This window comes from Microbacterium sp. (assembly GCF_011620665.1).
In the GTDB taxonomy this organism is placed as follows: domain Bacteria; phylum Actinomycetota; class Actinomycetes; order Actinomycetales; family Microbacteriaceae; genus Microbacterium.
This window is the reverse complement of sequence record NZ_WOYQ01000006.1, coordinates 1-12,620: the sequence shown is the minus strand read 5'-3', so window position 1 is coordinate 12,620 and position 12,620 is coordinate 1. Positions and strand designations below refer to the sequence as shown.

Below are 12,620 nucleotides of genomic sequence, written 5' to 3'. Positions count from 1 at the left end.
CTGCGAGCCGAGCCGACCGGAACGCCGAGCCCAGCCTTCACCCGGCCGGCCGCCTAAACTGAGAGCATGGCCGATCTTCCCCCCGTCCGACCCGAGATGCCGGCCGAGCCGCTTCCGGCGGGCATGCGTCCGTCCGTCGATGCTGTCGACGCTGTGACGCTTCTCTGCGAGCTGTTCGCCATCGGCACGCTCGCCGTCTGGGGCTTCACAGCATGGCCGTTCCCGTGGAACATCGTCGTCGGCATCGGCGCGCCGGTGATCGCGATCCTGCTCTGGGCGCTGTTCGTCTCTCCGCGCGCCGTCGTGGTCGTGCATCCCTTCATCCGGGCACTCGTCGAGCTCTTGGTCTACGCCTCTGCGACGATCGTCTGGTGGACCAGCGGATCACCGTGGGCCGGTCTCGCATTCGCCGCCGTCGCCGTCGCCGCGGGCCTCATCACGGGACGCCGCCGCCTCGCATGACCGCCGATGTCGTCGCACTCCTGCGCGCAGCGCTGGGCGACCGCGTCGACACCTCCACCGCATCGCGGGAAGCCGCCCGCGCCGACAAATCGGGGCACGCCGCCGTGGGGACACCGCTCGCGATCGTCCACGCGACCTCGGTCCGCGACGTCCAGGAGACGCTGCGGACCGCCTCGGCGACCGGTACGCCCGTCGTCACACGCGGTGCCGCGACGGGGCTCGCCGGTGGCGCGAACGCGGGCGCAGGCGAGATCGCGCTGTCGATGAGGTCGATGAACCGCCTCCTCGAGGTGCGGGCCGAGGATCTCCTCGCTGTCGTCGAACCCGGCATCCTCAACGCCGACCTCGATCGCGGGCTCGCGCCGCACGGATTGTGGTGGCCCCCGGACCCCGCCAGTCGCGAGGTGTCGACCGTCGGCGGCAACATCGCCACGGGCGCCGGCGGACTTCTGTGCGCCAAGTACGGGGTCGTCCGCGATGCGGTGCTCGCCCTCGACGTCGTCCTCGCGGACGGGCGCCTGCTGCACCTCGGGCACCGGAGCGTGAAGGGCGTGACGGGACTCGACCTCACCGCACTCATGATCGGCTCCGAAGGCACACTCGGGGTCATCGTCGGTGCGACGCTGAAGCTTCGCCGTCGAGTCCCCGGCGCACCCCGTACGCTCACCGCCACGTTCACCGGAGTCAGAGACGCAGCGAATGCTGCCGCCGCAGTGACCGCCTCGGGCAGGCAGCCCGCGATCATGGAGCTGATGGATGCCGCCTCCCTCGCGGCGGTGCACGCCCACCTCGCGCTCCCGGACCCGAGCCGCGGGGAAGCCCAGCTGACGGTTCAGACCGATGGTCCCACAGCCGCCGACGACGCCGGCGCGATCGCGGCTGTCCTCGCCGCGTGCGGCGGGGAGGTTCGCCTCGCGGAGGACGACTCCGACGCCGCGCAGCTGTGGCGCGTACGCCGGTCGCTGCACCCCGCGATGGAAGCGCTCGGGACGACGCTCATCGAAGACGTGTCGGTCCCGCGCAGCGCGCTGCCGGCGATGTTCGACGAGATCGCCCGCATCGAGCGCGAGTACGCCCTCACGATTCCGACCGTCTGCCACGCCGGCGACGGAAACCTGCATCCGAATTTCGTCTTCACCGGGCCAGACGTGCCGGATGCCGTGTGGGCGGCCGCCGATGATCTCTTCCGCGCCGCCCTCCGGCTGGGCGGAACCCTCACCGGTGAGCACGGCATCGGGGTGCTCAAGCGCCGGTGGCTGAAGGTCGAGCTCGGAGAGGACCAGTGGCAGCTGCAGCGGCAGATCGCCCGGGTCTTCGATCCGGCCGGCATCCTCAACCCGGGGAAGGTGTTCGCCCCGCCCCCGCCATCGTCGGCCGTCCCGTACCATGGAGGGACGTGAATGCGCCAATCCGGGGAGAAGACGTGACTGACCTGGCCACCAAGAATGAGGCTGACGACACCGCTCCGACCCTGGTGACCGACACCCCGTCGGGGCCCTCGCCACAGGAATCCGCTCCCGTCGAGTGGACGCCCGCCGGATCCGCCGTACCCAAGAAGCGTCGGCGGTGGCTCTGGATCGGCATCCCCGCCCTCGTCGTCGCCGGTGGCGCGGCAGCAGCATCCATGGTCCTCATCGCCCCCGGAACGTCCGTCGGGGGCGTTTCGGTCGGCTTCCTCACCGAGGGCGCAGCGACGGACGCGATAGAGCAGCGTCTTGCCGAGACGGCAGTCGTGCTCGGCGCGGACGGACCCGCGCTGAGCGGTGCGGAGCTCGGCGCGACCATCGAAGCCGCCGCCCTGGCCGGGGGCGCTTTCGCCGAGCGGCCGCTCTGGAACCTGCCGCAGTGGTTCGGTGACCCCATCGACGTGGAGATCGCCGTCGATCCGGCCATGGCCGCTGAGGCGCTCCGAGACGCGCTTCCGGCCGCCTACACCGACCCGACGCCCGCGGCCGTGGTCTTCTCGGATGGGCAGTTCACCGTCACGCCCGCCGTCGATGGCGCCGGCATCGACCTGACCGCCGTCACCGCAGCGCTCGGCAGCGCGCTCGGCGGCGCATCCTCCGATTCCATCGTCTCCACCGACCCCGCGGTGGTCCCCGCAGCGGCCACCACCGACGCCGCGCAGGGCGCCGCGGACACTGCCAATGCGATGCTCGGGACGATCGGCTTCTACGTCGGCGACGAGCGTACGGTGCCGGTCGACGCCGCAACCGCCGCGAACTGGCTGACGATCGCCCCCGACGAGACCGGCGCGTTCTCCATCACGGCGGATGCCGCGAAGATCCAGTCCGTCGTCGATACACTTCCCGCCGCCGTGGATCGCAGCCCGGTCAACGGCACGGTGGTCGTCAACTCCGACAACACGGTCCTCTCGACGAGTGAAGCCGGCCTAGACGGACGCGTGCTCGGTGACACCTCGTCGATCGCGACGGACTTCGCGGCGCAGCTCAGCTCCGCGAACGGCGTCTACACGCTGCCCGTCGGCATCACGCCCGCGACCACGACGACGCTCGCGCGGCTTCTCGAGGTCGACCTCGGCGCACAGGTTCTCTACCTCAAAGAGAATGGCGCGGTCGTCGATTCGTGGCCGATCTCGAGCGGCATCGCCGAGTCGCCCACCCACACGGGACACTATCGGATCAACAGCCACATCACTTCGCAGACAATGACCAGTTCCGATCCGGACAACCCGTACTGGAACTACGAGGTCGAGAACGTCCAGTGGGTCATGTACTACAACGGCGACCAGGCCTTCCACGGCGTCTACTGGCACAACGACTTCGGCAACCCGCGAAGCCACGGCTGCGTCGGCATGCCGAACTCGCAGGCCAAGCGCATCTACGACTGGGCGCCCACCGGCGCCGATGTGTGGATTCACGACTGAGTCGAGCAACCCGGCGTCGATCAGCTCCCGGCGTTGATCAGCTCCCGGCGTTGATCAGCTGCCGGCGTTGATCAGCTCGGCCACCATGTCCCGATTCTGGTTGTCTAGCGCCGTGGAAGCCAGCCGAAAGTGGGACAAGCGCCGCACCACGTCACCCTCAGAGCGCGTCGATGATCTTGTTCAGCGTGGCCGACGGGCGCATGACGGCCTGGACCTTTGCCGTGTCCGGGTGGTAGTAGCCGCCGATGTCGACCGCGTTTCCCTGCACAGCGAGCAGTTCGTCGACGATCTGGTGTTCGCCAGCAGCCAGGTCCGCCGCGATCGGCGCGAACGCGGCGGCGAGCTCGGCGTCAGCGGTCTGCGCTGCGAGCTCCTGTGCCCAGTACAGCGCGAGGTAGAAGTGGCTGCCGCGGTTGTCGATCGTGCCGAGTGCGCGCCCCGGCGACCTGTCGTTCTCGAGGAAAGTGCCGGTCGCAGCGTCGAGCGTGTCGGCGAGCACTTTGGCCTTCGCGTTGCCGGTGTACTCCGACAAGTGCTCGAGCGACGCGGCAAGGGCGAAGAACTCACCGAGCGAATCCCAGCGCAGGTAGTCCTCCGCCAGCAGCTGTTGCATGTGCTTGGGGGCTGAGCCGCCGGCACCGGTCTCGAACAGTCCACCGCCGGCGAGCAGTGGCACGATCGAGAGCATCTTGGCGCTCGTGCCGACCTCGAGGATCGGGAAGAGGTCGGTGAGGTAGTCGCGCAGCACGTTGCCTGTGACCGAAATCGTGTCCTCCCCCCTGCGCATGCGCGCGAGGGAATACCGCGTGGCCTCGGCCGGCGGGAGGATCACGATCGTGATGTCGTGCGTGTCCAGCGTCGCGAGCGCCTGGTGGACTTTCGCAATGAGCTGAGCATCGTGCGCGCGCGTGACGTCGAGCCAGAACACGGCCGGCACTCCCGTCGCGCGCGCTCGCCCGACGGCCAGGCGCACCCAGTCGATCACGGCGATGTGCTTGGTCTGTGTCGCGCGCCAGATGTCCCCAGCGCCCACTTCGTGCTCGATCAGCACGGTCCCCTTGCTGTCGAGCACGTGCACGACACCCGCGGACGGGATCTCAAATGTCTTGTCATGGCTGCCGTACTCTTCGGCCGCCTGGGCCATGAGACCGACGTTGGGCACGGTGCCGATCGTCGCCGGGTCCAGGGGTCCGTTCGCGATGACATCGTCCAGAACGGCCTGATACACGCCCGCGTAGGACGAGTCGGGGATGACGGCGATCGTGTCGTCCTCGCTGCCGTCGACGCCCCAGAGCTTTCCGCCGTTGCGGACGAGGGCGGGCATCGACGCGTCCACGATGACGTCGCTGGGCACATGCAGGTTCGTGATGCCCTTGTCGCTGTTCACGTAGGACAGACGCGGGCCGCTCTCGAGGCCGGCCGTGAACGCGGCCGCGATGTCGGCACCGCCCTCGACCTCGGCGAGACCGGCGAGGATCGCGCCGAGCCCATTGTTGCCATCGAGACCGGCCGCGAACAGCTGCTCGCCGTAGGTGTCGAAGACATCCGCAAAGAACGCGCGGACCACATGGCCGAAGATGATCGGGTCGCTGACCTTCATCATCGTGGCCTTCAGATGGACCGAATAAAGCACGTCCTCGGCTTTCGCCTGCGCGATCGTCTCGGCGAGGAAGGCGTCGAGGGCGGATGCCGACAGGAACGTCGCGTCGATGACCTCGCGCGGCAGGACTTTCAATCCCTGCTTGAGTACGGTCACTGTGCCGTCCGGGGCCGTGTGGCGGATCGAGAGCACGTCGTCGTGTGCGGCTACCCAGCTCTTCTCGTTGCTTTTGAAGTCGTCGCGCGCCATCGTGGCGACGCGGGTCTTCGAGCCGATCGGGAACGCCTTGTTGCGGTGCGGATGCTTACGGGCGTAGTTCTTGACCGACAGGGGTGCACGACGGTCGCTGTTCCCCTCCCGCAGGACGGGGTTCACGGCCGAGCCCTTGATGCGGTCGTAGCGCGCGCGCACATCCTTCGCCTCGATCGTCGACGCGTCGTCGGGATAGTCGGGGATGTCGTAGCCCTGCTCCTGAAGCTCCGCGACGGCTGCCTTCAGCTGAGGGGTGGATGCCGATATGTTCGGGAGCTTGATGATGTTGGCCTTGGGGAGCGTGGCGAGACCGCCGAGCTCCGCGAGAGAATCTCCGACCTGCTGCTCGGGCGTGAGCCGCTGTGGGAACGCGGCGAGAATACGGCCCGCGAGCGAGATGTCGCGGCTGTCGACCTCGACTCCGGCCCGTCCGGCCACGGCCCGCACGATCGGCAGGAACGAAGCGGTCGCGAGTGCCGGAGCCTCGTCGGTGTGGGTGTAAATGATGGTGGATTCAGACACGTCTGATCTCTCTGCTCGATCGTCGCGGTTCGCGATTCAGCCTACCCCACCGCCCGAAAGTATCTCGATATCGAGATATCTCGCGGCCGTCTCGCGGGCACCACCGGTCGAGTAAACCCGGCCGCAGCGGGTACCGAAGTACGAATCGACCGCTACCCTGGGGTCATGACCGAGTTGCGCCTCGTGGAACTGTCCGCCGCGACCATCGTCGCGGTGAACACGATGTCCCTCAAACCCGGTCAGGAGCAGTTTCTGGCCCCGATCAGTTACGCCGTCGCCGGAGCCGTCGTCAATCCGACGACCGCGTGGCAGCGCGTCGTGCTCGACGGCGATGAGGTCGTCGGGTTCGTCAGTGCGAACTTCGATCCCGAAGCGCCCCAGGAGCACTTCCGTTCCGTACTGTGGCGTATCAACGTCGACGCCGACGACCAGGGCCGCGGAGTCGGCAGGTTCGCCATCGACGGGCTCCTTGCGGAGGCGCGCGCGCGCGGAATCGACCATGTCGACGTGATCTACGAAGCCGGCAAAGAGGGCCCGGAAGCGTTCTTCCGCCGCGTGGGGTTCACTCCGACCGGTGAGACCGAGTTCGGCGAGGTCGTTGCCGAGATCCGCCTGTAACGCCGACCCCCGGCATCCTCCCCCGCCGACGGGTCGGCCGCATGACCGTCAGACGAGCGATTCCTGCCAGGCCGAGTGCAGTCGCGCGAACGTGCCCGCGCCGGCGATCAGGGTCTCGGGGGCGCCGTCCTCGATGATCTCGCCCTTCTCCATCACGAGCACGCGATCGGCGATCGCCACCGTCGACAGGCGGTGCGCGATGATGATCGCGGTCCGGTCGGCGAGCAGCGTCTGGAGGGCATGCTGGATCTGGCGCTCACTCGGGATGTCGAGCGAGGCGGTCGCCTCGTCGAGGATCAACACCGCGGGATCGGCCAGGAACGCGCGCGCGAACGAGATCAGCTGGCGCTGACCCGCCGAGACCCGGCCGCCACGCTTGTTCACGTCGGTGGCGTAGCTCTGCGGCAACCTCTCGATGAAGCCCTCCGCCCCGACTGCGCGGGCGGCGGCCTTGATCTCGTCGAGCGTCGCGTCGGGCTTGCCGAGTGCGATGTTGTCGGCGACCGTGCCGCTGAACAGGTACGCCTCCTGCGTGACCATGACGATCGCGCGGCGCAGATCCTTCGGGTGCAGCGACCGCAGGTCGACGCCGTCGAGAGTCACCACCCCGCTCGACGGGTCGTAGAACCGCGACACCAGTTTCGCGAGCGTCGTCTTTCCCGCGCCCGTCGTCCCGACCAGGGCGATCGTCTGCCCCGCCGGGATGTCGAGCGAGAAGCGCGGCAGGATCGTCCGGTCGCTCGCGTAGCCGAAGACGACGTCGCGGAACTCGACGTGCCCGCGCGCGTTCCAGAGGTCCACCGGGCGGGTGGGGTCGGCGACCGTGGGTTGCTCCTCGAGCACCCCCGACACCTTCTCGAGCGCAGCGGTGGCGGACTGATACGAGTTCAGGAAGAACGCGACATCCTGCAACGGCGAGAAGAAGTTGCGCACGTACAGCACGGCCGCCAGCAGGGTGCCGATCGCCAGCGTCCCGGAACCCACGCGCAAACCGCCCCAGAGGAGCACCCCCGCGACCGCGACCGCCGAGACGACCATCATTCCCGGCTCGAACGTGCCGAACAGGCGCAGCGAGCGGACATTCACGTCACGGTACTGCCCGGACAGCTCGCCGAACTCGTCGTCGTTGCGCTCCTCCTTGCGGAACGCCTTCACGGCGCGGATGCCGGTCATCGTCTCGACGAACTTGACGATCACCTTCGCGCTGATCACCCGCGATTCGCGGTACGCACGCTGAGAGTTGCGGTAGAACCACCGCATCAGGAGATACAGCGGCACACCGGCGGCAGCCAGGACCAACCCCGATCGCCAGTCGATCAGCAGGAGCGCGACCAGGGTGAAACCGCCGTAGAGAACGCCCGACACGAGCTCGTTCAGACCGCCGTCGAGGAGTTCGCGGATCGAGTCGAGGTCGCTCGTCTGGCGCGAGATGATCCGGCCCGACGTGTACGACTCGTGGAACTCCAGACTGAGCCGCTGCGTGTGCAGGAAGATGCGTGTGCGGAGATCGAGCATGACGGCCTGTGTCAGGCGCGCGGCGACGACGGCGTACCAGCCGATGAGCGCCGCACCGCCGATGCCGGACACGAGGTAGACCGCGACGACCGCGATCGTCGGCATCCAGTTCGTGTCCTCGATCACCTGCGGGAGCGCCGAGTTGATGCCGTAGGCGATCAGTGCCGGCCCGGCCACCCGCAGCGCTGTCGAGACGACCAGCACGATTCCGGCGAGCGCGAGTTGGAGCCTCAGCGGTTCGACGAGCGAACCGAGCAGGCGCAGCGAACGGCGTCGTATCGCGCGGGACTCATCACGCGTGTAGTCGGAGCGGTCTTCGCCGCTGGTTCCGGTGACGGTTGTGCTCACAGGTCCACCTCCTCGGTCCGGGTCTGGGTCCGGGTCTGACCCTGCGCTCGCCGAAGACCACTCTCAAGGCTCGAGATCACGTAGCGATAGTGCTCGCTCGTGCGGAGGAGTTCGCTGTGCGTGCCGACCGCCGAGATGCGTCCGGCTTCGAGCAGCGCGACCCGATCGGCGAGCATGACCGTTGACGGCCGGTGCGCGACGACCAGCGTCGTCGTCGCGGCCATCACGCGGTGGAGTGCCTCCTCGACGAGGGCTTCGGTCTCGACATCCAGCGCCGACAGCGGATCGTCCAGCACGAGGACGGCAGGACGTGCCGCGACCGCCCTCGCGAGAGCGAGGCGCTGACGCTGCCCGCCCGACAGGCTGAGACCCTCTTCGCCGATGACGGTATCGACCCCGTTCGGCAGATCCTCGACGAAGCCGGCCTGTGCAACACCGAGTGCTTCTCGCAGGACTGCCTCAGCGTCGGCGCTGCCGGGCGCGAGATCCTCACGCCCGAGCAGGACGTTTTCGCGCACGGTCTGAGAGAACAGCGTCGCATCCTCGAACGCCATGCCGATGTGCGTGCGAAGCTCGCGCAGCGTGAGATCGCGCACGTCGACCCCGTCGAGAGTGACGCGCCCCGCCGTCACGTCGTACAGGCGCGCGGGCAGGGTCGTCAGGGTCGTCTTGCCGGAGCCCGTGAGACCCACGAGCGCCATCGTCTCACCGGGCTCGACCGTGAGGTCGATTCCGTCGAGCAGGTCGCGCTCCTGAGCCGCGGCATCCTGATACCGGAAATGCGTCGCCTCGAATGCGAGCGCGCCGCGAACCGTCCGCAGCGTGGTCGGCGCGACCGGGTCGACGATCGTGTTCTCTTCGTCGAACACCTCGTAGATGCGATCTGTGGCGGTGCGGGCATCCAGGAGGAAGGAGAAGAGGAACCCGATGGATTCCATCGGCCACCGCAAGACCGTCGCCATGGCGAAGAAGGCGACCAGTTCGGCGACACTCAGCTGACCGAATTGCTGCAGCGCGATGCCCACACCGAGGCACAGAGCGAAGGCGATGTCGGGAAGCAGCACGAGCCAGAACCAGATCCAGCCCATGGCGTGCGCCTTGCTGATCTCGGTCTCGCGGAGCGTTTCCGCCTGCCGCGTGAACTTCTGCAGCGCATGGCCGCCGCGACCGAATGCCTTGAGCACCCGGATGCCGTGGACGCTCTCCTCCACCGCGGTCGCGAGGTCGCCGGTCTGGTCCTGGCTCTGACGTGCCAGATCCCCATAGCTGCTTTGGAAGCGGTATCCGGCGTACCAGAGCGGCCCGCACACGACGAGGAACGTCACACCCAGTGCCCAGTGCCAGCGGAAGAGAAGCGCCGCCCCGACCACGATCGTGAGGACATTGACGACGAGCAGCACCACGCCGAAAGCGAGCCAGCGGCGCAGCATGCTGATGTCCTGCATCATGCGACTGAGCAGCTGACCGGACTGCCAGCGATCGTGGAAGGCGACCGGAAGACGCTGCAGTCGCTCGTAGAAGCTGATACGGAGGGTGTACTCGACCGCGGTCGACGGCCCGAGAACGAACCAGCGGCGCAGCCACACCATCAGCGCTTCGAGGAGCCCGAGGACCAGCACCGCGACGGCGCCCCAGATCAACTGGGCCTGGTCGCCAGAACTGATCGGCCCCTGCACGAGGACCTCGAGCACGAGGGGAATCGACAGGGCCAGAAGCGCGGCGGCGAGCGCGCTCGACGCGCCCATCACCAGCCGCGGCAGAACCGGCTTGGCGAACGGATAGAGGCGCGCGAGCGCGCGCAGAGTGGATAGCTGCGGCTGTTTCTCGAGGGGTGTCTCGGCAGAAGTAGTCATGATCCTTGACTGGGCTGGTGGTGCGGATGCCGGGGAACGGCGAATGATGGCGGGCGCAACGGCGCCGGGATGAGACCCTGGAGGAAACGACTGCGGGCGGCGCGCGCCGCCTCGGACCGGTTCGAACTATCCCTGGAGGATGCGGAGCCCGCGGGCGGGGACGGCAGCCGACGGCGTGGCGATGACGATGGCCTGATACATGGCTACCTCCTCTGTCGTGCGGACGCGGTGCCGAGGTCCCCGAACCGGAGACGCAACAGCCTTCCAGACTATGCCGGAGGATTCATCGAATGCAAGTCACCCTATGAGCTCGCCGCCGCCTCGCGTGCGAGAAGCGATCGCTTGATCTCGATCCCCCAAGCGAATCCGCCGAGCGCACCATCGCCACGGAGCACGCGGTGGCACGGTACGAAGAGCGCCGGCGCATTCCGCGCGCAGACGGACGCCGCGGCCCGCACGGCCGACGGGCGGCCGAGGACACCGGCGAACTCGCGGTAGCTGAGCGGATGCCCCACCACGATGCGACGCAGAGCCGACCAGCCGGCGAGCTGAAGCGCCGTACCCGGCTGGTGGACCTCGACGGCATCGATCGCGCCGAGGTCACCCGCGTAGTATGCGCGGACGGCCGCCGCGGCATCCGCCTCACCCTCCCGGATGGCGGCGGTCGTCACCTGGAGCCGGCCGAGGATGGCGCCGTGGTCGTCCGTCCAGCCGCTCGCGAGCACGCGCTGGCGGTCATCGACCAGCAGTGTGAACGGTCCGTCGGGTGTATCGAGGGTCTGGATGGTCGCGGTCATGTCTTCTCCTGGTGCGGGCACTCAGTCACGGTGGACCGCGACCGCGATGCGGATCGCCTGGTCCTCGTCGCTGTGTGCGAGGCGGGTGCCGCGGGGGCGTCGTCTTGAACGCGGCCACCCGGCGCGGCGCGCCAGAGGTGCGCCATGAGGTAGCTGCGCCAGGGTGCGGTACGCGCAGACCACGCCTCGAATCCACGCGGATCCGACGGGATGCCGGCCGCCGCCGCACCAGCTCGCACGGCCACGTCGCCGGGGAGGCACACATCGGTGCCGCCCAGCACGCGCATGCGGACGTAGTCGGCCGTCCACGGCCCGATCCCGGGCATGGCGAGCAGCGCCGCACGCTGGCGCGGCCCGTCATCGCCCGAGGTCAGGGTCAGCGACCCATCGGCCAGGGCCGCGGCGGCTCCGGTGATCGCGCGGATGCGTGCCCCTGGGCCGCGCAGCACCTCGGCGCCGTGCTCGGCGATCGCCGTCATCGTGGGGAACAGCCGGTCGGTGCCCTCGTGCGCGGTGATCCGTTCACCCAGCGCCTCGGTCAATGCGCTCAGCGCCGCCGTGGCCGACGCTACTGTGATCTGCTGACCGATCATGGCGCGAATGAGCATTTCGTGCGGATCGGCGGCGCCCGGCATCCGGATGCCGGGCGTCTGTGCGACGAGCGGCGCGAGCTCGGGATGGGCAGCGAGGGACGCGTCGACCGCGAGCGGATCGGCGTCGAGGTCGAACAGGCGCCGGACGCGCGCGACGACCACCGGCAGGTCGCGCAGCTCCGAAAGCTGCACGCGCAGGCGGGCGCTGCCTGTGTCATCGACGCGGAGCTCGAACCACGCGGGACCTCCGGGAAGCCGCAGGGTGCGGGCGAACGCGTCGGCTCTCGCGGTCTCGACACCGGCGACGGCGCGCGCGGCCATCCAGGCGAAGAGTCCCGTGCCATCGAGCGGACCCCGATACGGAAGAACAAGGTCGATCGCTCCGCGCACCTCCCGCAAGACCTCGCCCGTGGCGGTCTCGGAGCCGCTGTGCGCAACCTGAGAGAGGTCTCGCGGAGCATGGCGCCGCGCACGCAGCTGAACGGGCGGCATCCCGAACACTTCACGGATCGTGTCGTTGCACTGGCGGATGCTGGCGAACCCGGCGGAGAACGCGACATCGGCGACGGGCAGATCAGTGGCGACCAGGAGCATCCGCGCCGTGTGCGCGCGCTGGGCACGCGCGAGCGCGAGCGGCCCGGCGCCGAGCTCGGCGGTCAGGAGTCGTGTCAGATGGCGCGTCGAGTACCCGAGCCGCGCAGCGAGCCCCGGAACGCCCTCCCGCTCGATCACGCCGTCGGCGATCAACCGCATCGCGCGGCCGGCGACATCGCCGCGCAGGTTCCACTCGGGTGACCCGGGAGCCGCTTCCGGCAGGCACCGCTTGCAGGCGCGATAGCCGGCTTCGTGCGCCGCCGCCGAGGTGGGGAAGAAACTCACATTGGCCGGCTTCGGGGTGCGCGCCGGACAGCTCGGTCGGCAGTAGATCCCCGTCGAGCGCACCGCCGTGACGAACTGACCGTCGAAGCGCGCATCGCGTGCGTCGATCGCGCGGTAGCGCTCGTCGAAGGTCATGGAGGTGAACACCCTCCCAGCCTGACACGCCCCCAGCATCCCCCCTAGCGGAAATCGGCCATCACACGCGCGCCCGCCCCTCCTGACCACCCGCGAGACACCCGTTGTGCCCCGAGACACCGGTGCACAACCTGCGCCTCGGGGCACAGACGGTGTCTC

9 protein-coding genes are annotated in these 12,620 nt (G+C 68.8%); 4 read left to right on the top strand and 5 right to left on the bottom strand.

The genetic code is table 11. The annotated features are described in order from the left end of the window. Positions 1-66 precede the first annotated feature (66 nt). Genes QZV81_RS01085 through QZV81_RS01075 form a run of 3 tightly spaced genes read left to right on the top strand, consistent with a single transcriptional unit; the run spans position 67 to position 3,349 of the window. Positions 67-462, top strand: a complete 396-nt coding sequence (locus QZV81_RS01085; RefSeq protein WP_292831198.1) for a YrdB family protein — start codon at positions 67-69, stop codon at positions 460-462. Next, positions 459-1,862, top strand: coding sequence for an FAD-linked oxidase C-terminal domain-containing protein (locus QZV81_RS01080; protein WP_292831195.1), 1,404 nt, complete (start codon positions 459-461; stop codon positions 1,860-1,862). Before QZV81_RS01085 ends, QZV81_RS01080 begins: the two co-directional genes overlap by 4 nt. Before the next feature lie 23 nt (positions 1,863-1,885). Then, positions 1,886-3,349 (top strand): L,D-transpeptidase family protein, encoded by a 1,464-nt coding sequence (locus tag QZV81_RS01075; protein ID WP_292831192.1) that lies wholly within the window; start codon positions 1,886-1,888, stop codon positions 3,347-3,349. A gap of 157 nt (positions 3,350-3,506) precedes the next feature. On the opposite strand, the gene QZV81_RS01070 is transcribed toward QZV81_RS01075, so the two are convergent. After that, positions 3,507-5,723 (bottom strand): NADP-dependent isocitrate dehydrogenase, encoded by a 2,217-nt coding sequence (locus QZV81_RS01070; protein ID WP_292831189.1) that lies wholly within the window; start codon positions 5,721-5,723, stop codon positions 3,507-3,509. A gap of 165 nt (positions 5,724-5,888) precedes the next feature. On the opposite strand from QZV81_RS01070, the gene QZV81_RS01065 reads away from it, so the two are divergent. After that, positions 5,889-6,341: a GNAT family N-acetyltransferase gene (locus QZV81_RS01065; RefSeq protein ID WP_292831186.1), complete on the top strand. Its 453-nt coding sequence runs from the start codon at positions 5,889-5,891 to the stop codon at positions 6,339-6,341. 48 nt (positions 6,342-6,389) lie between these two features. Here QZV81_RS01065 and QZV81_RS01060 read toward each other — a convergent pair whose 3' ends face one another. The 4 genes from QZV81_RS01060 to QZV81_RS01045 all read right to left on the bottom strand — a co-directional run bounded on the left by QZV81_RS01060 (position 6,390) and on the right by QZV81_RS01045 (position 12,461). Continuing rightward, complete coding sequence (locus tag QZV81_RS01060) at positions 6,390-8,204, bottom strand: ABC transporter ATP-binding protein (RefSeq protein WP_292831183.1); 1,815 nt, start codon at positions 8,202-8,204, stop codon at positions 6,390-6,392. Beyond that, the gene (locus QZV81_RS01055) at positions 8,201-10,057 is read right to left on the bottom strand and encodes an ABC transporter ATP-binding protein (protein WP_292831180.1); all 1,857 of its coding nucleotides are present in this window, start codon (positions 10,055-10,057) and stop codon (positions 8,201-8,203) included. The genes QZV81_RS01060 and QZV81_RS01055 overlap by 4 nt, the downstream gene beginning before the upstream one ends. Before the next feature lie 302 nt (positions 10,058-10,359). Then, on the bottom strand, positions 10,360-10,854 hold the full coding sequence (locus QZV81_RS01050; RefSeq protein WP_292831178.1) for a methylated-DNA--[protein]-cysteine S-methyltransferase: 495 nt from the start codon (positions 10,852-10,854) through the stop codon (positions 10,360-10,362). Further along, positions 10,851-12,461: a DNA-3-methyladenine glycosylase 2 family protein gene (locus QZV81_RS01045; RefSeq protein ID WP_292831416.1), complete on the bottom strand. Its 1,611-nt coding sequence runs from the start codon at positions 12,459-12,461 to the stop codon at positions 10,851-10,853. The genes QZV81_RS01050 and QZV81_RS01045 overlap by 4 nt, the downstream gene beginning before the upstream one ends. Positions 12,462-12,620 lie beyond the last annotated feature (159 nt).